At 68.9% G+C, this 23,204-nt stretch carries 25 protein-coding genes and 1 pseudogene; 9 read left to right on the forward strand and 17 right to left on the reverse strand.

Annotation, left to right across the window (positions count from 1 at the left end; genetic code table 11):
* Positions 1–337: 337 nt before the first annotated feature.
* The 3 genes from X946_RS04830 to X946_RS04840 all read left to right on the forward strand — a co-directional run bounded on the left by X946_RS04830 (position 338) and on the right by X946_RS04840 (position 2,080).
* Positions 338–628, forward strand: a complete 291-nt coding sequence (locus X946_RS04830) for a PsiF family protein (protein WP_038744586.1) — start codon at positions 338–340, stop codon at positions 626–628.
* A 208-nt stretch (positions 629–836) separates the two neighbouring features.
* Positions 837–1,280 carry a membrane protein gene (locus tag X946_RS04835; protein ID WP_038744588.1) on the forward strand — a complete coding sequence of 148 codons (444 nt, stop codon included), beginning with the start codon at positions 837–839 and terminating at the stop codon, positions 1,278–1,280.
* Positions 1,281–1,492: 212 nt separating this feature from the next.
* Positions 1,493–2,080, forward strand: coding sequence for a BPSL1445 family SYLF domain-containing lipoprotein (locus tag X946_RS04840; protein WP_038744590.1), 588 nt, complete (start codon positions 1,493–1,495; stop codon positions 2,078–2,080).
* Between the two features lie 178 nt (positions 2,081–2,258).
* Here the strand turns inward: X946_RS04840 and X946_RS04845 are convergent, their stop codons facing one another.
* The 10 genes from X946_RS04845 to mltG all read right to left on the reverse strand — a co-directional run bounded on the left by X946_RS04845 (position 2,259) and on the right by mltG (position 11,581).
* Positions 2,259–3,323, reverse strand: coding sequence for a glycosyltransferase family 4 protein (locus tag X946_RS04845; protein WP_038744591.1), 1,065 nt, complete (start codon positions 3,321–3,323; stop codon positions 2,259–2,261).
* A gap of 282 nt (positions 3,324–3,605) precedes the next feature.
* Entirely contained in the window at positions 3,606–4,784 is a 1,179-nt protein-coding gene (locus X946_RS04850; RefSeq protein WP_038744690.1) for an AAA family ATPase, read from the reverse strand.
* A 264-nt stretch (positions 4,785–5,048) separates the two neighbouring features.
* Positions 5,049–6,236 (reverse strand): mechanosensitive ion channel family protein, encoded by a 1,188-nt coding sequence (locus X946_RS04855; RefSeq protein ID WP_038744592.1) that lies wholly within the window; start codon positions 6,234–6,236, stop codon positions 5,049–5,051.
* Positions 6,237–6,302: 66 nt separating this feature from the next.
* Entirely contained in the window at positions 6,303–6,656 is a 354-nt protein-coding gene (locus tag X946_RS04860; RefSeq protein ID WP_038744594.1) for a Rap1a/Tai family immunity protein, read from the reverse strand.
* 73 nt (positions 6,657–6,729) lie between these two features.
* On the reverse strand, positions 6,730–7,452 hold the full coding sequence (locus tag X946_RS04865; protein WP_038744596.1) for an ankyrin repeat domain-containing protein: 723 nt from the start codon (positions 7,450–7,452) through the stop codon (positions 6,730–6,732).
* Between the two features lie 12 nt (positions 7,453–7,464).
* Positions 7,465–8,274, reverse strand: coding sequence for a TatD family hydrolase (locus X946_RS04870; RefSeq protein ID WP_038744597.1), 810 nt, complete (start codon positions 8,272–8,274; stop codon positions 7,465–7,467).
* 77 nt (positions 8,275–8,351) lie between these two features.
* A complete protein-coding gene (locus X946_RS04875; RefSeq protein WP_038744599.1) occupies positions 8,352–8,858 on the reverse strand; it encodes a GNAT family N-acetyltransferase in 507 nt (168 codons plus the stop codon).
* Positions 8,859–8,892: 34 nt separating this feature from the next.
* Positions 8,893–9,921 carry a DNA polymerase III subunit delta' gene (locus X946_RS04880; RefSeq protein ID WP_038744600.1) on the reverse strand — a complete coding sequence of 343 codons (1,029 nt, stop codon included), beginning with the start codon at positions 9,919–9,921 and terminating at the stop codon, positions 8,893–8,895.
* A gap of 19 nt (positions 9,922–9,940) precedes the next feature.
* On the reverse strand, positions 9,941–10,561 hold the full coding sequence (gene tmk, locus X946_RS04885) for a dTMP kinase (protein WP_038744601.1): 621 nt from the start codon (positions 10,559–10,561) through the stop codon (positions 9,941–9,943).
* Positions 10,562–11,581, reverse strand: coding sequence for an endolytic transglycosylase MltG (mltG, locus tag X946_RS04890; protein ID WP_038744603.1), 1,020 nt, complete (start codon positions 11,579–11,581; stop codon positions 10,562–10,564).
* Between the two features lie 78 nt (positions 11,582–11,659).
* Between mltG and ygfZ the strand changes: the two genes are divergently transcribed.
* Positions 11,660–12,706, forward strand: coding sequence for a CAF17-like 4Fe-4S cluster assembly/insertion protein YgfZ (gene ygfZ / locus X946_RS04895; protein WP_038744604.1), 1,047 nt, complete (start codon positions 11,660–11,662; stop codon positions 12,704–12,706).
* 70 nt (positions 12,707–12,776) lie between these two features.
* A complete protein-coding gene (locus X946_RS04900) occupies positions 12,777–13,628 on the forward strand; it encodes an NRDE family protein (protein WP_038744605.1) in 852 nt (283 codons plus the stop codon).
* 398 nt (positions 13,629–14,026) lie between these two features.
* On the opposite strand, the gene X946_RS04905 is transcribed toward X946_RS04900, so the two are convergent.
* The 3 genes and pseudogenes from X946_RS04905 to X946_RS04915 form a co-directional block, all read right to left on the reverse strand.
* A complete protein-coding gene (locus X946_RS04905; protein WP_038744606.1) occupies positions 14,027–14,467 on the reverse strand; it encodes a GNAT family N-acetyltransferase in 441 nt (146 codons plus the stop codon).
* Positions 14,468–14,800: 333 nt separating this feature from the next.
* Complete coding sequence (locus tag X946_RS04910; protein WP_038744607.1) at positions 14,801–15,760, reverse strand: alpha/beta hydrolase; 960 nt, start codon at positions 15,758–15,760, stop codon at positions 14,801–14,803.
* Between the two features lie 81 nt (positions 15,761–15,841).
* Positions 15,842–16,536: pseudogene (locus tag X946_RS04915) on the reverse strand (zinc-binding dehydrogenase).
* Positions 16,537–16,641: 105 nt separating this feature from the next.
* Between X946_RS04915 and X946_RS04920 the strand changes: the two are divergent.
* Genes X946_RS04920 through X946_RS04930 form a run of 3 tightly spaced genes read left to right on the forward strand, consistent with a single transcriptional unit; the run spans position 16,642 to position 18,711 of the window.
* Positions 16,642–16,872: a hypothetical protein gene (locus X946_RS04920; RefSeq protein WP_038744608.1), complete on the forward strand. Its 231-nt coding sequence runs from the start codon at positions 16,642–16,644 to the stop codon at positions 16,870–16,872.
* A gap of 14 nt (positions 16,873–16,886) precedes the next feature.
* Complete coding sequence (locus X946_RS04925; protein WP_038744610.1) at positions 16,887–17,555, forward strand: HAD family hydrolase; 669 nt, start codon at positions 16,887–16,889, stop codon at positions 17,553–17,555.
* 10 nt (positions 17,556–17,565) lie between these two features.
* Positions 17,566–18,711 carry an MFS transporter gene (locus X946_RS04930; RefSeq protein WP_038744611.1) on the forward strand — a complete coding sequence of 382 codons (1,146 nt, stop codon included), beginning with the start codon at positions 17,566–17,568 and terminating at the stop codon, positions 18,709–18,711.
* A 213-nt stretch (positions 18,712–18,924) separates the two neighbouring features.
* Here the strand turns inward: X946_RS04930 and X946_RS04935 are convergent, their stop codons facing one another.
* Both X946_RS04935 and X946_RS04940 read right to left on the reverse strand, forming a co-directional pair.
* Entirely contained in the window at positions 18,925–19,407 is a 483-nt protein-coding gene (locus tag X946_RS04935) for a PaaI family thioesterase (RefSeq protein ID WP_038744612.1), read from the reverse strand.
* Positions 19,404–19,718: a Dabb family protein gene (locus tag X946_RS04940; protein ID WP_038744613.1), complete on the reverse strand. Its 315-nt coding sequence runs from the start codon at positions 19,716–19,718 to the stop codon at positions 19,404–19,406. The genes X946_RS04935 and X946_RS04940 overlap by 4 nt, the downstream gene beginning before the upstream one ends.
* Before the next feature lie 621 nt (positions 19,719–20,339).
* Here X946_RS04940 and X946_RS04945 point away from each other — a divergent pair.
* A complete protein-coding gene (locus X946_RS04945) occupies positions 20,340–20,804 on the forward strand; it encodes a hypothetical protein (RefSeq protein ID WP_038744615.1) in 465 nt (154 codons plus the stop codon).
* Between the two features lie 520 nt (positions 20,805–21,324).
* Here the strand turns inward: X946_RS04945 and X946_RS04955 are convergent.
* Together X946_RS04955 and pncA are read right to left on the reverse strand one after the other, a co-directional pair.
* Positions 21,325–22,503, reverse strand: coding sequence for an acetyl-CoA C-acyltransferase (locus tag X946_RS04955; RefSeq protein WP_038744617.1), 1,179 nt, complete (start codon positions 22,501–22,503; stop codon positions 21,325–21,327).
* A 73-nt stretch (positions 22,504–22,576) separates the two neighbouring features.
* The gene (gene pncA, locus X946_RS04960; protein WP_038744618.1) at positions 22,577–23,203 is read right to left on the reverse strand and encodes a bifunctional nicotinamidase/pyrazinamidase; all 627 of its coding nucleotides are present in this window, start codon (positions 23,201–23,203) and stop codon (positions 22,577–22,579) included.
* Between the last annotated feature and the right edge of the window lies 1 nt (position 23,204).

Consider the following 23,204-nt stretch of genomic DNA (forward strand, 5'->3'; position numbering starts at 1 on the left):
CCGCGCCTTCTCGCGTTATCTCGAAATAGACAAAATCGCCGGCGCCGCCCGACTGCGCCGCCCGGAAAAAGCGCGCGGCGCACGCACGCGAAGGCCGTCCGAAACGCTTGCGGCACCGGCGTTTGCAGCCTTGCGAAAGCATTTCGGCCACGGCCGGCGAGCGCGCTGCGCGCCCGATCCGTTGCGCGGCCGTCACGCGAAAATTAACGCACCGCTCGTTTTCCCCGAGTATTTTGTCGTTTCGGCGCCAATTTGCCATAATGCAAACCGCGATCCGCGCAGCCGCGCGATTCATCGCTTATCGAACAAGATGCAACTCACCCACCGGGAGTGTCCAATGAAGATCCGATCGCTGATGGCCGCGCTGCTCGTCGGCGGCGTGCTGGCAACGCCTGCATTCGCCGCAAACAGCCAGCAGGACAAGATGAAGGCATGCAATGCGCAGGCCGCCGGCAAGACGGGCGACGAGCGCAAGGCGTTCATGAAGGACTGTCTGTCGGCGAAGCCGGCGAAGAAGATGTCGCAGCAGGAAAAGATGAAGGCCTGCAACACGCAAGCCGCCGGCAAGACGGGCGACGATCGCAAGGCGTTCATGAAGGGCTGCCTGTCGGCGAAGCCCGCCGCCTGACGCTTCCGGCGAATCGGCACGATGCCGCGCACCGTTTCGACGGGCGCGGCATTTTCTTTTGCGACGCACGCATTCGCGCGCGGCCGACTGCGGCGTTTCGCCGCGTTTTCTTCTATGATGGCTGCAGCGCGGCCCTCCCCACCAAAACGAAGCGCCATCGGGCCGCCCTCATGACAGATGCGCGCCGCGCATCAAACGGAGGCACGGGATGGCATGGAGACAAAGCCGCTGGTTTCGGCGCTGGCTGATCGTGATCGTGTTCTGGGCGGTGCCTGTCGCGATCGTCGCCGTGCGCGAGATCCGCGAGGAAATGGCGTACAACTACGCCGACCTCGAGCTGGCGCTCACGACCTGGGAGCTCACCGGCGCGCAACGCGCGGCGGGCGCGGCGGCGGTCTGCCGCGGCGAGCCGGACGAGGCGCGCGCGGCAGGCTGCCCCGCCAACGTGCTCGCGGCGAACGCGCGCCGTCAGCAGGAGGCGCGCGACGAATTCGCGGTGCGCAAGCGCACGCTCGCGGGCTATCTGTGGCATGCGTTCGTCGGTTACTGGATCGTTCCCGCCGCGTTCCTGTTTGCATGCGGCGTCGTGATCGGGCTCGTGCGCCGCGCGCTGCGGCGCCCGCCGATCAAGCCGCCCGTTTCGCATCACTGACGTTCGCGCGCCGCGCGGCATCGGCTTCGCCCGCCAAAGCAAACCTTGGCCCACGACAACCCGCGCACGCACGCGCCGCCGCACAATGAAACGCGTCGATTTGACGGTCTTTCACCTTACAGCGGTAAGGCAAAGCATTTCGCTGTGTTATAAAGTCCGGCGTGAACCCGTTCGCGGGAATCACGCTGATCTACACTTGATGGAGAAAAACGATGCAGAAACGCAATCTCGTGTTGAAAGCCGCCGCCGCGCTCGTCGTGGGCAGCCTGGCGCTCGCCGGTTGCACGACGACGCCGGACAAGCCCGCCAACGCAGCGACCAACGCGTCGAAGCGTCAAGCCATCGATGCGAGCACGGACGCCACGCTGTCGCGTCTGTACTCGACGGTGCCCGGCTCGCGTGAGCTCGTCGCGAAGTCGCGCGGCGTGCTCGTGTTCCCGGACGTGATCCAGGCCGGCCTCATCATCGGCGGCCAAACGGGCAACGGCTCGCTGCGCGTGGGCGGCGCGACGGTCGGCTACTACAACACCTCGTCGCTGTCGGTCGGCCTGCAGGCGGGCGCACAATCGAAGGCGATCGTGTTCCTGTTCATGACGCAGGACGCGCTCGACAAATTCCGCAACTCCGACGGCTGGGCGGCCGGCGCCGACGCGTCGGTCGCGCTCGTGAAGATGGGCGCGAACGGCGCGATCGACACGACCACGGCGACCGCGCCCGTCGAAGTGATCGTGCTGACGAACGCCGGGCTGATGGGCGACGTGTCGATCAGCGGCACGAAGGTCACGAAGCTGAAGATCTGACGCCCGCGCACGCGGCCGCCGCATCGATGGCAAGCGGCGGCCGACACGAAAACGGCGATGCGCTTTTACCGCGCATCGCCGTTTTTTCATGCGTCGCCGCAACGCGCGGCGCGGCGCCGGGGCACACGGGGCGACGGCGGGCCGAGACGCACCCTGCCGCGCCGCTCGCCTCGTTCGTTCAAGACGCCGAATCGATCACCTTGAAGCGCGAGCGCTTCTGCGCGCGAATCAGCGATTGATAGACGTCGACGTATTGCTGCGCCATCCGGCGCGACGTGAAGCGCTCCTCGAAGCGCGCGCGCACCCGGTTGCGCGGCAGCGTGTACAGCCGGTTCACGGCCGCGACGGCGCTGATCTCGTCCTCGACGATGAAGCCCGACACGCCCTCGTCGATCACCTCCGGCACCGCGCCGCGGTTGAACGCGATGACGGGCGTGCCGCACGCCATCGCCTCGATCATCACGAGGCCGAACGGCTCGGGCCAGTCGATCGGAAACAGCAGCGCATGCGCGCCCGACAGGAACGCCGCCTTCTCGTGATCGGCGATCTCGCCGATGAACTCGACGTGCGGCAGCGCGAAGAGCGGCTTGATCTCGCGCTCGAAATACTCTTCGTCCGCCGCGTCGATCTTCGCCGCGATGCGAATGCGCATCCCGCAGCGCTGCGCGATCCGGATCGCCGTGTCGACGCGCTTTTCCGGCGAGATCCGGCCGAGGAACGCGAGATACGACTGCTCGACGGGCTGCGGCGTGTAGAGCGTCTCGGGCAACCCGTGATGGACCGTCGTCAGCCACTTCGCCTGCGGCATCGGCTGGCGCTGCGCGTTCGAGATCGAGATCACGGGCGCGGTGTCGAACGTGTCGAACACCGGCTGCTGCTCCGGCAGATCGAGGCGGCCGTGCAGCGTCGTCACGAACGGCGTCTCCTGCCGCTTGAAGACCGAGAACGAGTAGTAATCCATGTGGAAATGGAGCACGTCGAAATCCCGCGCGCGGCGCGCGACGGTCTCCATCAGCAGCATGTGCGGCGCGATCCGGTCGCGGATCGACGAATCGAGCCGCAACGCGCGCGGCCACACCGCGTCGAGCTTCGCGCGCGTGATCGAATCGCCGCTCGCGAACAGCGTCACGTCATGCCCCAGGTCGACGAGCGCCTCGGTGATGTACGACACGACGCGCTCGGTTCCGCCGTACAGCTTCGGCGGCACTGATTCGGTCAACGGAGCGATCTGCGCAATTCTCATGGGTACGATCTCCAGTGGCGGCCGGCCCGCGAGCCGGCGTCGGGCGACGCCCGCAGACCGCCATTATTAGCGATCGGCGCGCATCCCAGCGGACCGATTGCATTTTTTGGGGCTTGTTACAGGCGAGATACATTCAGCCCAGCCGCATCTTTGCAGCCGCGGCGGACGTTGCCCAGAAACCTGGCCCTCTTTGTCCGATTCCGATGCGCCGTGCCGCCGCGGCGGCGTTCCGCGGCGCTCGCCGCCCCGCCGCCGCTGCCTGCCGCCCTCACCGCGCCGCCTTCATCGCGCCGGCCATTTCCATGCCGGCAAGTCGAGCGCGTCCGAATCGACGATCCGCGTCGCGCCCAGCGCCTTCTCGAGCACGATCGAATGGCTGCCCGGCTCGCGTTCGAGCGATGCGACGAGGCGCGCCGCATGCGACACGACGATCACCTGCGAGCGCCCCGCCGCCTGCGCGATCAGCCGGCCGAGCGCGGGCAGCAGGTCGGGATGCAGGCTCGTCTCCGGCTCGTTCAGCACGAGCAGCGCGGGCGGGCGCGGCGTGAGGAGCGCCGCGACGAGCAGCAGGTAGCGCAGCGTGCCGTCCGACAACTCGGCCGCGCGCAGCGGCCGCAGCAGCCCCGGCTGCCGCATCAGCACCTCGAAGCGGCCGCGCCTGCCCGGATTGTCGATCTCGAGCCGCGCGCCGGGAAACGCGTCGTCGAGCGCCGCGTCGAGCGCGGCGGCGTCGCCGATCTCGTAGATCGTCTGCAGCGCGGCCGCGAGATCGCCGCCGTCGTCGGACAGCACCGGCGTATGCGTGCCGACCTGCGCGAGCCGCGCGGGCGCGAGCGCGTCGGTGCGGAAATGATCGTAGAAGCGCCACGAGCGAATCCGCTCGCGCATCGCGATCATCTCGGGCGCGCCGCGCGGGTCGGCGAACTCGGTCATCATGCTGTCGAAACTCGCGACGGGCTGCGCAACGGCCCGCCAATCGCCCGCTTCATCGCGCGTGCGCAACTGCGCGCCGCGCCGATCGACGAGCAGCGTCGACGGCCGCGGCATCGGCCCGCTCCAAATGCACTCGCGCTTGATGACCGGATCGAGCCCGAACTCGGTTTCGCCGTTGAGCGGCGGCAGCCCGAGATCGATCGCGTAGCCGAAGTCTTCGCACGCGAAGCCGAGTTTCAGGCTCACCGGCTCGCTGCGCACCGTGCCCGTCACCGGCACCTCGCCCGCGAGCATGCCGCGCGAGAAGCGCTCGGGGCCCGCCCATAGCGTCGACGGCAGCCCGCCCTCGCGCGCGAGCGACGGAATCACCCGGCCCTGCGCGGTATCCGCGAGCAGGCGCAGCGCGCGATAGAGGCTCGATTTGCCGCTGCCGTTCGGCCCGGTGATCACGTTGAGCGCCGTGAGCGGCACGATGAGATCGCGCAACGACCGGTAATTGGCGATGGCGAGGGCGGTGAGCGGCGACATCGAAAAATCGGCGGATCGCATCGGCGAATTGTTGAACCGTTGAATCGTTGATGGAGGAGGCGAACGGCGATCGATGCGCGCGGCGGCCTCATGTCGGCCTCATGTCGGCCTCATGTCTGCCTCATGTCTGCCTTATGTCGGCCCCACGTCGGCCCCACTCGGCCAGCGCGCCGCGCGGACCGCTCGCGCGATGTCCGCGTCGTGCGCCCGCGCCTCCCGCGCGGCGCATGCCCGCAACGCGGCGTGCCGCACCGCCCGGCGCGCTCAATGCGGCGCGCGCGGCACGCCGGTCTCGGCCGTCGTCGGGTCCGCCGCGGTGAACGCCGCCGTGCTCGCGGCCGGCTCCTGCACGCGCCCGCCCGGATGCGGCTCGCGCGCGCCGGCGTCGGGCGCCGTCCATTCGTTGCGCTCGCGCGGCAGGCAGTGCGGATAGTGCGCGTTGATGAACGCGATGAGCCCCTCGCGCACGCGGCAGCGCAAATCCCACGCAAGCGACGAATCGCGCGCGCTGACGAGCGCGCGCAACTGCATCGAGCGCTCGGTCGCGTCGGTCACCTGCAGCACCTGCACGCGGCCGTCCCATTCGGGCGCGGCGGCGACGATCCGCGCGAGCTCCGCGCGCAGCGGCTCGAGCGGCAGCCGATAGTCGACGTACAGGAACACCGTGCCGATCAGCTCGGCGCTGCTGCGCGTCCAGTTCTGAAAGGGATTTTCGATGAACCACTGCAGCGGCACGACGAGCCGCCGCTGATCCCACAGGCGCACCGACACATAGGTGCCCGTGATCTCCTCGATGCGCCCCCACTCGCCCTGAATGATGACGACGTCGTCGAGCCGGATCGGCTGCGACAGCGCGATCTGCAGCCCGGCGATCAGGTTGCCGAGCACCGGGCGCGCGGCGATGCCGGCGACGAGGCCCGCGACGCCCGCCGACGCGAGAAGACTCGCGCCGACCTGCCGCACGTTCGGAAACGTCATCAGCGCGGCGCCCGCGCCGACGATCACGATCAGCACCATCACGGTTCGCGCGAGCACGCGGGTCTGCGTGTGGATGCGGCGCGCCTCGAGGTTGTCGGGCGTGTCGATCGGATGCGCGCGGATGATCGCGTCGCCGACCGCGGCGGCAAGCCGCATCAGCAGCCAGGTCAGCGCCACGATCGTGCCGACCGCCGCGATCGTGCGCAGCCCGCCCGCATGCGGCAGCGATTCGTCGACCTGCAGCCACAGGAACTCGAGCGCGAGGAACGACAGCAGGACGAGCGACGGCCGGTCGGCATACGACACGATCTCGCTCATGACCGGATAAGGCCGGGCGATCGGCACGACGATGCGCGCGCCGATCCGGTGAATGCCCGCGATCGCGAGCACGACGAGCGCCGACACGGCCAGCGTGCCGAGCCAGCTATGAAGCGGCGCATCGGCGATGCGCCACAGGTCGTCGATCGTCAACATGCGCGCCGTGTCTCCGTCAGGTTCGCGGGGAACGCGTCCCCGCGCCGGGGCGGCGGCCGGCCCGGATCAATAGCCGCGGCAGGGAAACGCCTTGCCGAGCCCGAGCGACACCGCCGTGCTCGCGTTGTAGTCGGCGAGCTTGGGGTTCTCCGCGATGTACTTGCGCACCGCGTCGGTCATCTGCTGCGACTTGATGTCGGGCGGCAGACAGAAGTACTGGCCGACGCGCGGCCCCGTGGTGCCGCCGATCGCGTCGATCGTGTTGTAGACGCCGTCCGCCGCGCCCTCGATGTACGCCGCGCACGACGCCCGCGACTTGACGTCGGTCTTCGCGCACAGCTTGTCGAGGTCGCCGGCCGTGAAGGCGGCCGCCGTCAGCGGCACGGCGAACGCGGCGGCGCAAAACATAGCCCGCAACATGAATCTTCCTTATGTCAGGAGGCGAAACCGCCGATACTTCGAAAGGCGCGGCAGCCCGCCGCGCCGAAAGTCACTATTTTGCACTCTTTTGCGCATTCGGCGCTGGTGCGTCGCCGATGCGCACCGTGCGCTTCGACAGAATCCCGGTTGCGTCCGGCGCGTTGTAGTGCTTCGCGAAGTCGAGCGCGGTGACGCCGAGCTGGTTCTTCAGCGCGGGATCGGCGCCCTGGTCGAGCAGCAGCGTGACGGTCGAGCCGTGGTTGCCGCGCGCCGCCATCATCAGCGGCGTCGTGCCGTTCGGCGACGCGGCGTCGATGTACGCGGACTTGTCGAGCAGATACTTGACGACTTCGTCGTTGCCGTTCGTCGCCGCGTAGTGCAGCGGCGACCAGCCCTTCTTGCTCACTTCGGCGCCCTTGTCGACGAGCAGCTTGACGAGCGGCAGATCGCCGTTCAGCGCGGCGAGCATCAGCGCGTTCTCGCCCGCCTTGTCTTCCTTGTCGAGCTCGACGTTCGGCGCGGCGGCGAGCGCCGCCGCGACCTGATCGGACTTCTCGCGCGCGGCGATCACGAGGAGCGGATCGCCGTTCGGCGCGATCGTGTTCGGGTCGAGGCCGTTCTTCAGCTGCTTCGAGATGTCCTTGATGTCGTCGAACTTGACGGCCTTCACGATCCCGTCGAGCGACTCCGCGTGCGCGGGCGCCGCCGCGAACACGCCGAGCCCGCCCGCGACCGCGAGCGTGCGCAGCACGGCGCTCATCGTGCGTTGTTTCGACAAGTGTTTGATCGACTTCATTTTTTTCAGCTCCTACCCCTGGTTGACTGGGCTGGCGTCGCCCGCGCGGGCGATCTTGAACAGCCGGAAAAAGTTCTGCGACGTCGCGGCGCCGAGCGCCTCGTCGGTCATCCCGCGTTGCGCCGCGATAAAGCGTCCGACATGGCTGACGTACGCAGGTTCATTCGGCTTGCCGCGATACGGCACCGGCGCAAGATACGGCGAATCGGTCTCGATCAGCAGCCGGTCGAGCGGCACGCGCCGCGCGACGTCCTGCACGTCGGTCGCGTTCTTGAACGTGACGATGCCGGAAAGCGAGATGTGGAAGTTCTGCGCGAGCGCGGCCTCGGCGACGGGCCACGGCTCGGTGAAGCAGTGCATCACGCCGCCCGGCACGCTCGCGCGCTCCTCGGCCATGACCCGCAGCGTATCCTCCGACGACGCACGCGTGTGGACGATGAGCGGCTTGCCCGTCGCGTGCGCCGCGCGGATGTGCGTGCGAAAGCGCGCGCGCTGCCACTCCATGTCGGCGATCGAGCGGCCTTCGAGGCGGTAATAGTCGAGGCCCGTCTCGCCGATCGCCACCACCTTCGGATGCGCGGCGAGCTCGACGAGCTCGGCCACCGTCGGCTCCTTCGCGTCCTCGTGGTCGGGATGCACGCCGACCGACGCGAAAACGTTGTCGTGATCGCGCGCGATCGCGAGCACGGACGGCAGCGTCTCGAGATCGACCGATACGCAAAGCGCGTGCGTGACGCCGTGCTCGCGCATGTTGTCCAGCACTTGCGGCAGACGGTCGGCGAGGCCTTCGAAATTGATGTGACAGTGTGAATCGACGAACATGTTGAATTCTTCCTTGCTGCGCGACGCGCAGCGCGCGACGGCGCCGGCGAAGCGGGCGCGCCGGCTGCGCCGCGCGCTTACGCTTCGACGAGCCGCTTGCCGACGATCACGAGATCGCGCTCGACGCCGTCGAGCACCGCGACGCGCGGCAGCGTGCCCCAGGTCGCGAAGCCGTAGCGCGCGAAGAGCCGCAGGCTCGGCTCGTTGTGGCCGAAGATGAAGCCGAGCGCCGTGTGGATGCCGAGCGCCGGCGCCTTCGCGAGCGCCGCCTCGAGCAGCCGGCTGCCGAGCCGGTTGCCGCGCGCGGCCTCGTCGAGATAGATGCTGATCTCCGCCGTATGGCCGTATGCCGGACGCCCGTAGAAATCGGAGAAACTCAGCCACGCGATCACCTGCCCCGCGCCCTCGACGACCCACAGCGGCCGCACGTGCGGATTGTGCGCGTCGAACCACGCGCGGCGGCTTTCGATCGTCACGGGCTCGGTGTCGGCCGTCACCCGGCGCGACGCGATCGTCGAATTGTAGATCGCGACGATCGCGGGCAGGTCGTCCGGCGTGGCGTCGCGATAGGCAAGCTCGGTCATGGAAGGCAATCCGATAGATGAAACGGTTGGCAGGCTACGCGAACAGCTCGCGGTAGCCGAGAAACAGCTCTTCGAACACGAGGCGCGCGCTGAGCGGATGGTTCTCCACCGCGCGCTGCCGCGTAACCGTCTTCAGGAAGCGCGCGAACGCGTTCGAATCGACGGCGGCCGCGCAGCGCGCGAGCGCCGCGCGCTGCGCGGGAAAATAGCGCGGCGCGCCCGCCGCGCGCTCGGCGAGCAAGTCGTACAGCCAGCGCTGCAGCCAGCCGAGCACGACGGGCACGGGCAGCTTCTGCAGCGTCTCGCCGCACGCGAACGGATCGCACGCGGCGCCCGCCGCGAGCTGCGCGAGCGTCCAGTCGCGCAGCGGCCGGTTCTCGTCGTTCGCGAGCGCGAGCGCGGCGAGCGGCGCGCCGCCCGCTTCGGCGAGCAGCGCGCCCGCGTCGGCGACGTCCTGCGCCGCGAGCCAGGCCGCCGCCGAGTCGAGCGCGGGCACCGCCATCGGCCACTGGCGGCAACGGCTCACGATCGTCGGCAAAAGCCGGTCGATGCGCGCGGACGCGAGCAGGAACACGACGCCCGGCGGCGGCTCCTCGAGCGTCTTCAACAGCGCGTTCGCGGCCGCGACGTTGAGCGCCTCGGCCGGATACAGCACGACGACGCGCGCGCCGCCGCGATGCGACGCGATTGCGCAAAAGTCGACGAGCGCGCGCACCTGCTCGATCTTGATTTCCTTGCTCGGCGTCTTGGTCTTCTTGCCGCCTTCGTCGGCGTCGGCGGCCTTCGGCTCGTCGGCCGCGCCCGGCAGCTCGGCTGCGAGCGCCTCCGGCACGACGATCCGGTAATCGGGGTGGTTGCCCTGCTCGAACCACGAACACGCGGCGCACGCGCCGCACGGCTCGCCGTTCTCATGCGGCGCCTCGCACAGGAAGCCCTTCGCGAGATGCCGCGTGAACGCGAGCTTGCCGATCCCCGCCTGGCCGTACAGCAAAAGTGCGTGCGGCCAATGCGCGCGCAGCGCCTGCAGGCGGTTCCAGTCGTCGGTCTGCCACGGATAGATCATCGTTCGCGTCGTCCTTTCGTCACAGCGCGGCGAGCACGCCGTCGAGCTTCTTGCGGATCTGCGGGATCGGCTCGCTCGAATCGACGATCACGAAGCGATGCGGCGCCTCCTGCGCGCGGCGCAGATACTCGGCGCGCGTGCGCGCGAAGAACGCGTCCGATTCGCTTTCGAACTTGTCCGGCATCCGCACCGCGCCGCGGCGCGCGCTCGCGACTTGCGGCGGCACGTCGAACAGCACCGTCAGATCCGGCTGGAAGCCGCCCTGCACCCAGCGCTCGAGCGCCTCGAGCTTGTCGCGCGGCAGCCCGCGCCCGCCGCCCTGATACGCGAACGTCGCGTCGGTGAAGCGGTCCGACACGACCCAGTCGCCGCGCGCGAGCGCGGGCTCGATCACGAGCGCGAGATGCTCGCGCCGGCCGGCGAACATCAGCAGCGCCTCGGTCTCGAGATCCATCGGCTGGTTCAGGAGAATCTCCCGCAGCGTCTCGCCGAGCTGCGTGCCGCCCGGCTCGCGCGTGACGACCACGTGCCGGCCGGCCGGCCCGAGCCTTTCCTGAAGCCGGTCGCAGAACCACTGCAGATGCGTGGTCTTGCCCGCGCCGTCGATCCCTTCGAACGTGATGAATTTGCCACGCGCCATTCATTGACCTCGTATGTATTTGTCCACGGCCTTGTTGTGATCCCCTAGCGTGTCCGAAAAAACGCTCGTGCCGTCGCCCTTCGCGACGAAATAGAGCGCGGACGTCGCCGCCGGGTTCACCGCGGCATAGAGCGCCGCCTCGCCCGGCAGCGCGATCGGCGTCGGGGGCAGCCCGCGGCGCGTGTAGGTATTGTACGGAGTGTCCGTCTGCAGATCGCGCTTGCGCAGCCGCCCGGCGTACGCATCGCCCATTCCGTAGATCACCGACGGATCGGTCTGCAGCGGCATCCCCGCCCGCAGGCGGTTCGCGAACACGCCCGAGACGAACGCGCGATCGGCCGCGCGCCCCGTCTCCTTCTCGACGAGCGACGCAATCGTCAGCGCTTCGTAAGGCGTCTGGAACGGCAGGCCGGGCCGGCGCGCCGTCCACGCGTCGGCCAGGCGCGTCTGCATCAGCTTGTACGCGCGGCGATAGACGTTCAGGTCGCTCGCGCCCCTGTCGAACAGGTAGGTGTCCGGAAAGAACAGGCCCTCGCCGCTGCCGCGCGCCACGGCCTCGTCGGACGCGCCGATCGCGCGCAACAGTTCCGCGTCGCTCATCCCGGCGCTCGCGTGCGCGAGCGCCGCGTTCGCGTCGAGCTCCGCGCGCATCCGCCGGAACGTCCAGCCCTCGATCACCGTGACGACGTACTCGTTGACGTCGCCGCGCGCAACCTTCTGCAGCACCTCGTAAGGGGTCACGCCCGTCTTGAATTCGTAGTTGCCCGACTTGAGCCGGCTCGACAGGAACAGCGCGCGCGTCATCGCGACGAAGAGCCTCGGCTCGACGGGCACGCCGCCGTGCGCAAGCTGCTGCGCGACGCTGCGCACGCTGCTGCGGGGATTGATCGTGACGTCGAGGGTCGGCGTGGCGAGCGCGAGCGGCCGAGTAGCCCAGTAATAGGCGCCGCCCGCGCAAGCGGCGCCCAGCAATACGACGGCGAGCGCCGCGAACGCGGCGCACTTCTTCAGTAGGGACATGCGGAACGTGAATCAGGTAAGACCCATATAATACTTGCTCGCCTCTGCCAAAGTCAGGATTGACTGTTCCCTCATTCCATGAGCACACCGATCGCCTCCCCGGCCGCGCAGGCCGCCGTCCCCGCCGCGCTGCCGGCGCCGCCCCGTCCGCGCCCCGACGATTTCGCCGCCGTGCTCGAGCGCGGCGCGTTCACGGTGCTCGAACAGTTCGGCATCGTCGATGTGACGGGCGCCGACGCCGCGACGTTCCTGCACGGCCAGCTGACCAACGACATCGAGCATCTCGATGCGGCGAGCGCGCGCCTGGCCGGCTACTGCTCGCCGAAGGGGCGCCTGCTCGCGTCGCTCCTCGCATGGCGCGCGGGTCACGACGTGCGCCTTCTCGTGTCGAAGGACGTGCAGCCCGCCGTGCAGAAGCGCCTGTCGATGTTCGTGCTGCGCGCGAAGGCGAAGCTCGCCGACGCGAGCGGCGCGCTCGTCGCGGTCGGCTTCGCGGGCGACGTGCGCGCCGCGCTGTCGGGCGTCTTCGACGCGCTGCCGGACGGCGTCCACACGAAGGTCGACGCGCCCGCCGGCGCGCTGATCCGCCTGCCCGACGCGGCCGGCCGCGCGCGCTATCTGTGGATCGCCGCGCGCGCCGAGCTCGACGCGCGCCTGCCCACGCTCGAAGCCGCGCTGCCGCGCGTGTCGGCCGCCGTCTGGGACTGGCTCGACGTACGCGCGGGCGAGCCGCGCATCACGCAGCCCGCCGCCGAGCAGTTCGTCCCGCAGATGGTCAACTTCGACGTGATCGGCGGCGTGAACTTCCGCAAGGGCTGCTATCCGGGCCAGGAAGTCGTCGCCCGCAGCCAGTATCGCGGCACGATCAAGCGCCGCACCGCGCTCGCGCACCTCGCCGTGGGCACCGACGCCGCGCATGCGGGCGTCGAGCTCTATCATTCGGACGACCCCGGCCAGCCGTGCGGGATGATCGTGAACGCGGCGGCGGCGCCCGAGGGCGGCGTCGACGCACTCGTCGAGATCAAGCTCGCCGCGCTCGAGAGCGGCTCGGTCCACCTGGCATCCGCGAGCGGTCCGACGCTCGCGTTCCTGCCGCTTCCCTACGCGCTGCCCGCCGAAGCCTGACGGCCGCGCGCCGCCGGACGGCATGCGCCGCGGCGCGCCGCCCGGCCTCACCCAGCGAGGATATCGCCCGATGTGCCTGATCGTATTCGATTGGCAGCCCGACGCCGCGCAAGGCCCGGTGCTGACGCTCGCCGCGAACCGCGACGAATTCTTCCGCCGCACGAGCGCGCCGCTCAGCTGGTGGAGCGACGCGCCGCACGTGCTCGCGGGCCGCGATCTCGAGGGCGGCGGCACATGGCTCGGCGTCGCGCGCGACGGCCGCTTCGCCGCGCTCACCAATTACCGCGCGCCGTTCGATATCCGCGCCGGCGCGCCGACGCGCGGCAAGCTCGTGTCCGAGTTCCTGACGGGCAAGAACATGGCGCCGCTCGACTATCTCGCGAACGTCGCCGAGAAGGCCGTGTTCTACAACGGCTTCACGCTGCTCGCGGGCGACGTCAAGCGCGGCGAGCTCGCGTGGTACTGCAATCGTCCGGCCGACGCGCAGCCGGCCCCCGGCGCACCCGCGCTCGTCGCGCCCGGCGTGCACGGGCTGTCGAACGCGCGGCTCGATACGCCCTGGCCGAAGCTCGTCAACAAGCGCAGCGAGCTCGGCGCACTGCTGACCCGGGACGGGGCGGCGCCGCTCGACGCGCTGATCGGGATGATGCGCGACGCGCGCGAAGCGGCCGACGACGCGCTGCCGCACACCGGCATTCCGATCGAGCGCGAGCGCGCGCTGTCCGCCGCGTTCATCGAGACACCCGAATACGGATCGCGCGGCACGACCGCGCTGCGCGTCGGGCGCGATGTCGAGGGACGGCTGAAGTTCGACGTCAAGGAGCGCTGCGACGACGACGGCTCGCACCGGATTGTGCGGCCGGGCACGTTCGAGCGCGCGTTCACGTTCGACGCGGACGGCGGGGGCGCCGCGGCGCGGTAACGGTTTCGGCTGCGGGTTCACAGGGTCCAGGTTCGGAGCCGGCATCGACGGCGGGCTGGCGGCCAGCTCCACCGTGCTCTTTTTTTCGAGCGCCGGCTTCATGCTCCGGACTCCACTTCGGGCTTCGGATTTCGAGCTTCCGAGCTTCCGGCTCATAGTTCGCGAAGTCGCGCGTCCGACCACATCGAAAATTGGGAGCGCCTGCGCCGAGCGACAAAGGCCGCCGAACCGAAATCGGCGATCGCGACGGCGCCACGCCCCGTCGCGGCGCCTCCCCGCGCTCCAATCCGTTCATCCAATACAGCCGCTCAGACCGATCGCAATCGCGCTCCGCCCCTCGTTACACGCTTCGCATGCACCCGCCCGTCCGGCGCACTCGCCCGATGCCGCATCGCCGCTCACGGCTCGCGCGCCATCTCGACATGCGGCACGCCCGCCTCGACGAACGGCTCGCCGACGATCCGAAAACCGAGCCTCAAATAGAACGCGATCGCACGTTGCTGCGCATAGAGCCGCACGAGCGCGTCGCCGCGCGCCCGCGCTTCGGCGAGGAGCGCATCCAGGAGCCGCGAGCCGACGCCGCGCCCGCGCGCGTCGGCGAGCACCGACACCCGACCGATCGCGCCCGTCGGCAGCAGCCGCCCCGTCGCGACCGCGCGTCGTGCGCCCGCCGCTCGGTCGACCAGATACGCAACCGCGTGATGCGCATGCGGATCGTCGTCGTCGAGGTCGAGCTCGGCCGGAATGCGCTGCTCGCGCACGAACACCGCGTCGCGAATTCGTGATGCATCGCAGCCGAGGTGCGACCAGTCGCCGGTTTCGATCTCGATGCTGTCCATGTGCCGCATCCTCGTTAGCCCATTCGGATCGGACGCCGCATGCCGCTTGCCGCGTGCGCGCCGCGCTTGTCCGGTCGTTTCATGTCGCCCGGACCGCTCCCGAGAGCGGCCGGACCCGCATCGATATCGTCTGACGAACATGATCCCGCGGCAATCGCCCGATCAGCCGACGCCGCAGCGAAGCCGGCGACACGAGCGTCAGCAGCCGCAGCGCTGCGCCGCCGCGTCATGCATGCACGATCGGCAACGCGCGCCCCGGTTCGCGAATCCTACGCCCGACCGAACCGACCGTCCCGCGCGACTTCACGTTCGCGCCCGCCTTCGCGTTCGCGCTCAGTCGCCTTCGAACGCCGCGCGCAGCGCGCTCGCCGCGTCCGCATGCGCGAGCCGCACTTCGGGCACGAAACCGCCCATCTTGAAGAACTCGTGAATCATCCCCGAGTACGCGACGAGCGTCACCCGGTTGCCCGCCGCGCGCAGCTTGTCCGCGTATGCGTCGCCCTCGTCGGACAGCGGATCGTACTCCGCCGTCGCGATCCACGCGGGCGCGACGCGCTCGAAGGAAGGCGCGCCGCGCGTGCCGTCGAGCGGCGCGAAGCGCCAGTCGTCGCGATCCGACGCGTCGCGCACGTAATGCTCGAAAAACCACTGGATCGTGTCGGCCGACAGCAGATAGCCCTTCGCGAGCCGCGCGTGCGACTCGGTCTGCTGGTGCCCCGTCGTCCCCGGATAGATCAGCAGTTGCAGCGCAAGCGCAATTCCACGATCGCGCGCGAGCACCGCGCACACGGTGGCGAGCGTGCCGCCCGCGCTGTCGCCGCCGACCGCGAGCCGCTCCCGGTCGACCCCGAGGCTCGACGCGTGCGCGTGCAGCCACACGAGCGCATCCTGCGCGTCGTCGATCGCCGTCGGGAACTTATGCTCCGGCGCGAGCCTGTAATCGACCGACAGCACCGCACAGCGCGCGTCGCGCGCGAACATCCGGCACAGCGCGTCGTGCGTGTCGACGCTGCCGACCGTGAAACCGCCGCCGTGGTAGTAGACGAGCGCGGGCAGCGGCTCGGCCAGACTCGGCTCGACGGGCAGATAGAGCCGCGCGCCGAACGCGCCGCCGTCGCGCGCCGGCAAGCGCAGGTCCTCGACCGAAAACATCGGCGCGGGCGCGACGTCGAGGATCGGCGCGCTCTTCTCGTACGCCGCGCGCGCCTGCGCGGGCGTCTGTTCGTGATAATCGGGACGTTTCGCGCGCTCGATCATGTCGAGCACCTGCGCGATCTTCGGATTCAGCGGCATCGTGAGGGCAAACGGCGAGCAGGCGGCGCAAGCGCGCCGGCGAAAAGGCTTGGAACGAGCACCGTATGATGCCACGGCCCGTCACACGGGCGCGACAAGCTGCTTGCCGACATTGCGTCCTTTGAGCAAGCCGAGCGGCGCGCCGGGCGCGCGCTCGATCCCTGCGCGGTCGTCTCGCGACAATGCAGCTTCTTCTGCGCGACGAGCGATGCGAACTGCGCGAGCGCCTCCGGCCACACGTCGAAGCGCTCGGACACGATGAAACCCTGCATGAGCAGCCGCTGGCGCAGGATCAGCGCTGCGTTCGCGAGCGGCACCGACGCGCCGCCCTACACCGCGATCATCCCGCACATCGCGATGCGGCCGAACGGATTCATCAGCGCGAGCGTCGCGTCGAGCACCGCGCCGCCGACCTTCTGGAAATAGCCGTCGACGCCGTCCGGCACGACGGCCGAGAAATCGTCGGCGAGCCGGCCGGCCTTGTAGTCGACGCACACGTCGAAGCCGAGCGGGTCGACGATGTAGCGGCACTTGTCCGCGCCGCCCGCGATGCCGGGCACGCGGCAGCCGGCGAGTTGCCCCGCGAGCGGCCGCATCGCGAAATACGATTTTCCGGCATTCATCTGCTTGCGCATGCACGGACCGATCGACACGAAATGGTTGCACACGCGCACCTCGCCGTAAGCACGTGACGTTTCGACGGACGAGAAAATACCGACGTTCGCGCCGCGCCCGGCACGAGACACAAGCAGGCTCCGCCGCCTGACCTGCGACATCGCCCGGCTCCTTGTCGATGATCGGTGAGATCCAGCCTGACAGATGGCACTCGGTGCCCGGCCATCGGCCAACGTCCGGTCCACGCGATGCCTGTCTGTGTCTCAATGTCACGCCCCAAGCCCGATCCGATCGATCAAGACGGGCGGCGTACCTATCAAACGTTCCAATTTCGCGACGGCGAGATTCCGACCGCCCGTCTGGTCAGCCACGTGTTCGACTTCGCCGATTACCGGCGGGCCTTCCGCACCGTCGGATGCGACATTGCGCACCAAACGATGGCGCCGCTCGAAACGCCCAATTGCAAGGTGCTGCTTCGGCTGGCCGACATTCATTGACCGACGGACATGCGATGAGCAAATCAACTGTGATCTTTGACATCGACGGCGTGATCGTCGACAGCGAACAACTGCATTTCGACGTGCTGCGCGCGCTCGCGCCGGAGCAAACGGAACGCTTCAGCCCGCAGGAGCTCATCGGCCTGAGCCTGGAGAAAACGCTCGAGCACATCCAGGTGCCCGCCGACCGTCGAACAGAAATCTTGAGTCGAGCCGTCGACACCTACCGGTCGAAACTGAGTACGCATTACCTGCGCCCCGGTGTCTCGACGCTGACGGCGGCACTGGAAAGGCAACGCATCCGGTTCGGTTTCGTTTCGACCGCCCCACGCGACGTGTGCCTCGCCAATATCGCGCTGCTCGGCCTCGCGACGCCGATCCAGCTGATTTCCGGCGACGACGTGCCACGCACCAAACCGCACCCCGACCCCTATCTGGCGATGCTCGAGCAACTGGGGGCGCAGGCCGGCGACGCGATCGTGATCGAGGACACCGACCTCGGTATCCGCTCGGCCACGCTTGCCGGCATCGCGAAAGTGTACGCATGGCCGCACGCGCTGTCCGCGCAACAGCGTTACGACGAAGCCACCGCGGTGATCAATCGACTGAGCGACATCGCAGACTTCCAATCGCTGAGCCTGTCCGATTCGCTCCCCTCCTCGCACTCCGGCAACGCGTTTTAAGGTACCGATCGTGTCTGAATTGCATATTTCCGCACCCGCGCGCGAACCGGTATCGGCCACGCGCAAAGCCTTCTTCATCGCCGGATGCAGCCTCGCGAGCTGGGCCCCGCTGATCCCATTGACCAAGCAGCGCCTGCAGATCGAGAACGGCGCGATGGGAGCGGTACTACTCGCTTTCGGCCTGGGTTCGCTTCTGATGATGCCGATATCCGGCATGCTGGCGGCCCGCTACGGCTGCAGGCGAATTTTCGCGCTCGCGGTGCTGCTCGTATTGGCGACGCTGCCGGCGCTGGTGTCGCTAAATGCCGCACTGCCGCTCGCGGGAGTGCTGTTCCTCTTCGGCGCCGGCATTGGGGCGATGGACGTCGTCGTCAACATCCATGCAGTCGCCACGGAGAAACGCGCGCAAAGACCGATCATGTCCGGCTTTCATGCCCTCTTCAGCCTGGGCGGCATCGTCGGCGCGGGTGTCGTCAGCGCTCTGCTGGCGTTGGGTGCGACGCCATTGTTCGTCGTCGTGCTGGAACTGCTGTTCATCGGGCTGTTGACGCTTTCCACTTGGAACGGTCTGTCCAACGAAGCAGAATGCGGCGATACCCCTTTTTTTGTCCTGCCGCACGGCAGCGTGATCGTCTTGGGATTTCTCTGTTGCGTGGCCTACGTCATGGAAGGATCAATGCTCGATTGGAGCGGCATCCTCCTGAGCAGTCAGCGGGATCTCGACGTCAATCGAGCCGGACTAGGTTATACGCTGTTCGCCGTCACGATGACCACGGGGCGTTTTTTCGGCGACAAGGTCGTCGGCCTGTTCGGCACGAAACGCGTGTTCATCGGCAGTGCGCTGCTCGCGACGTCCGGGTTCGTCCTGCTGGTGTCCAGCAGTTCCCTGTGGATGCTTGCTGCGGCGTTCTTGTTGATCGGCCTGGGCGTCGCCAATATCGCTCCGATGTTGTTTACGGCCTCCGGCAACCAATCCGCGATGCCGGACTCGCACGCGGTCGCGGCCGTCTCCACACTGGGTTACTCCGGCATTCTGATCGGCCCGGCCATGATCGGCGGGCTTGCGCACGCACTCTCTCTCGCCGGCGCATTCGTCTGCGTCACGCTCCTGTCCACGACGCTCTTTCTCGGCGCGCGGGCGTTCCGTCTCGATTGACCGATCTGCGCCGCGTGTCATGAGGCGCACAGCGTGTGGGCTTCAGCGAATACGCTTTCGCCTCCGTTTCGCATCGCGGCCCGCGTGAGCGGCGCCACGATCGTGCGTCGGTCGCGCCGGGGCCGCCCCGTGCATCGTCTGTCGCGTCGCGGCCGGGGCGCGCGAGCGCCCCAGACGGACGCCGGGCGCCCCCGAGCGACTGACCGCCCGTGCTCACGCGTCGCTCGGGCCGGGATGCGCGCCCGGATCGGTGCGGGTGCGCTGCCGCGCGATGTCGCGGCCGACCGCGAGCCGCTTCATGTACTTGAACGTGCCCAGCGCCTTCGCGACGAAGTTGCCCGCGCTGTCGCGAACCTCGCCCTCGCAGTACGCCATCGTCGTCGAGCGATGCAGCACGCGGCCGTACGCGCGCAGCTCGCCGCGCCCCGGCTGCATGAAGTTCACCTTCATCTCGACCGTGACGACGCCGACGCCGTCGTCGGTCAGGCTGCGCGCGGCCATCGCGAGCGCGACGTCGGCGAGCGTCATCGTGACGCCGCCGTGCGCGATGTTCCACGTGTTCATGTGCTGCTCGGCGAGCGGCAGTACGATCTCGCTCGCGCCGTCCTTCGCGCAAACGAGCTGCACGCCGAGCGCGTCGACGAACGGGCTTTCGATCGCCGGCTCGCGGCCGGTCGTGGCGGAGCCGGCGCTCATCGCGCTTCGTCGACGAGGTAGTCGATGCACTCGCGGCTCTCGCGCACCGCGCCGACGAACTTCTTCACTTCCTCGTGCACCGGATGCACCTGGTACGCGTCGAGCGCGGCCTTGTCGGCGAAGTCGGACACGAGCACGACGTCGCAGGTCGCCTCGAGGCCGGGCGTCGCGAGCCCGACTTCGAGATGCAGCAGCCCCGGCACGATGCCGCGGCACGCTTCGAGCTTCGCCTTGAGCTTCTGCGCGTTCTGCGCGCGAGTCGCGCCTTCGGCCGATTCCTTCAGTTTCCAGCTTACGATGTGTCTGATCATGATGTCCGTGGTTCTTCGCAGTCGTTCGTCAATTCCGCCTCGCCGGCGCGCGGCCCTGCTTCCGATGCGTGCAGCCGCTCGCATGCGGCGCCCGCCGGAGCAATCGGCGCTCGCGGCGACGGCGCCCCGAAGTGCGGCGACATCCGCCGAGCCGAGACAGACAGCAAGCCTACCAAACTTATCGATTCCGATGGGTCTTGCGCGAAGCCCGGCGAAGCGAAGACGCGCGGGCGGCCGCGAAACGCGCGACAGATCCGGCGCCCGTCGCCCGGCAGGCATGACGCCGCCTTGTGCGGCGCACGAAACCGCGTCCGGTTCGCCACGGCGCGCCGCCGCGCGATCGCCGCCGGCGGCTGCCGCCCGACGTGCGGCCGACAGGACGCTGGCTAATCGCGTCGCTCGTCCTATACTGCTTTTTGCCTGACGATAGCCGCGTCGAACGCCGACTGCGCGCATCGCCGCGCGATCGGGCATCCGGATGCCGATTCCCGCGGAACGTCGAATCCTGTCGAAGACGCCGCCGCCCGACACTCGAATGACGCCCGGATACATCGGAGACGGGAGCGATGCGACGTCCGCGGTTGGTCCGCACATGCTCCACCTGAATGCAAGGAGCGCAAAGTGTTCCCCAAGGAATCGACGATCCGGATGCTCATCGAGCGCTGGGATCGCCACTACTCGACCGTTTTGGGCGTCAAGTCCGCCACCGAACGGTCCGAACGGATTGCACGCGATTTGTACTTGGTGCGAAACGCCGGCTTTGGCGGCGTTCAGGCGCCGCCGAATCTGCCCGGCAATCTTGTCGACAAGGACGACGAGATCATGGCCTGTGTCGAGCACTATTTTCTGACGCGGGATTGGGTCGCGAACGGCAAGTACCCGGCATGGGAAGCACGCACGCTTTCCGGCATCTACCATCTCGGCAAGAGGGTCGGGATCGCGCCCCGGCACAACAAGGAGAAGCCCGTCACGCCCGCGTCGCCGTTGCAGCGCGTGCTTCAGGTGGAAGGCATTAAAGACGGAACGATCGACCGCAAGCTTGCGGGCATACAGTCGCCCCTCGTGAAAAAACCGCCGAAATACTAGTGGAAAGGCCGCCGAAATCCGACTGATCGGCGCGCCGGGCCGAGCGACGGCGCATCGCGCGGGCCAACCGGCGGCCCCGTCACGCGGGCCAACCGATCGAGCGCGCCGCATGCGTCGCAGGATGAAAAAGATGACACGGCGCGCGTTCGGCTCGATGTGCAACGAACCGCCGCGCGCCCGCGTGCTCGAACGCCCGCCGGCGAGACCGGGGCCGCCATGCGCGATGCCCGCGCCGCATCGCGCGATGCAACGCCTGCGCGACATCCGCCGCTGCGCGCGCGTTCGGCCCGCCCTCGCCCCGCCCGTCTCGGCCGCAATACGCGATCAAGCGCTCGATGCGCTCCGGTCCGGCATGCGCGCTTCGATCGCCGGACCGTGCATCGGCGGGCTCGGTTCGATGCCGAGCGCCCGCCGCTTCTTCAACGCAGCGGCGAAATGCGCGAGCGACGGCAGAAACCCGCCGCGCTCGTTCGAACCGGCAATGCCGTCGAACGGATCGCCCTCGGCCCGCGCGCCGCCGTCAGACCACTTCGAACAACCCCGCCGCGCCCTGCCCGCCGCCGATGCACATCGTCACGACGACGTACTTCGCGCCGCGCCGCTTGCCTTCGATCAGCGCATGGCCCGTGAGCCGCGCGCCCGACACGCCGTACGGATGGCCCACCGCGATCGCGCCGCCGTTCACGTTCAGGCGATCGTCGGGAATCCCGAGCGTGTCGCGGCAATAGAGCACCTGCACCGCGAACGCCTCGTTCAGCTCCCACAGATCGATGTCGGACACCTTGAGCCCCGCCTGCTTCAAGAGCTTCGGCACCGCGTAGACGGGCCCGATGCCCATCTCGTCGGGCTCGCAGCCGGCAACCGCGAAGCCGCGGAAGATGCCGAGCGGCGCGAGCCCTTCGCGCTGCGCGAGCGTCGCGTTCATCACGACGCACGCGGCCGCGCCGTCGGAGAACTGGCTCGCGTTGCCTGCGGTGATCACGCCGCCCGGCAGCGCCGGACGAATCTTCGCGACGCCCTCGAGCGTCGTATCGGCCCGGATGCCCTCGTCGGCCGCGAGCGTCACTTCCTTCGTGTAAAGGCGGCCCGTCGCCTTGTCGGCGACGCCCGCGCGCACGGTGATCGGCACGATCTCGGCGTCGAAGCGCCCCGCCGCCTGCGCGGCCGCCGCGCGAAGCTGCGAATTCACGCCGTACTCGTCCTGGCGCTCCTTCGAGATGCCGTAGCGCTTCGCGACGTTTTCGGCCGTCTGCAGCATCGTCCAGTAGATCTCCGGCTTGTGCGCGTCGAGCCAGCCTTCGCGCAGCATGTGCCGGTTCATTTCGTTCTGCACGCACGAGATCGACTCGACGCCGCCCGCGACGAACACGTCGCCCTCGCCCGCGATCACGCGCTGCGCGGCGAGCGCGATCGTCTGCAATCCCGACGAGCAGAAGCGATTGACGGTCATCCCCGGCACGCCGACGGGCAGCCCCGCGCGCAGCGCGATCTGCCGCGCGATGTTCGCGCCCGTCGCGCCTTCGGGGTTCGCGCAGCCGATCAGCACGTCCTCGACGCGCGCGGGATCGAGCTTCGCCCGCTCGACGGCGGCCGCGACCACGTGGCCGCCGAGCGTCGCGCCGTGCGTCATGTTGAACGCGCCGCGCCAGGATTTCGCGAGCCCGGTGCGGGCGGTCGATACGATTACGGCTTCGGTCATCCGAGTCTCCTGATTCTGAATGCTGAGTGTCGATGCGATGAAATGGGTCGAGGCGGCGTTCGCGAAGCGGCGCTTACGGATTGACGTCGGCCGACTGCACGCGCGCGACGCCCGCCGCGGCGAGCGAGGCCCACGCGCGCGCGAGCGAGCCGTCGAGATCGATCGCGCGGCACGCGTCCTCGATCACCGCCGCGTCGAAGCCCGCCGCGCGCGCGTCGAGCGCGGACCACGCGACGCAATAATCAGTCGCGAGTCCGCAGCACCACACGCGCTTCACGCCGAGCTCGCGCAGATAGCCGGCGAGGCCCGTCGGCGTCTTGCGATCGGCTTCGACGAACGCCGAGTAGCTGTCGACGGACGCGTCGCGCCCCTTGCGGATCACGAGCCGCGCATGCGGGATGTCGAGATCGCGATGCAGCGCCGCGCCTTGCGTGCCCTGCACGCAGTGCACGGGCCAGAGCACCTGCTCGCCGTACGGCAGCGCGATCGTCGAGAACGGCGCGACGCCCGGATGGTTCGCCGCGAACGACACGTGATCGCGCGGATGCCAGTCCTGCGTCAGCACGACCTGATCGAAGCGCGCGGCGAGGCGGTTGATCGCCGGCACGACTTCGTCGCCGCGCGCAACCGCGAGCGCGCCGCCCGGCATGAAGTCGTTCTGCACGTCGATCACGAGTAGGACATCGTCGGTGCGCTGCATC

The sequence above is a fragment of the Burkholderia sp. ABCPW 111 genome, from assembly GCF_000773065.1.
Lineage (GTDB): Bacteria > Pseudomonadota > Gammaproteobacteria > Burkholderiales > Burkholderiaceae > Burkholderia > Burkholderia savannae.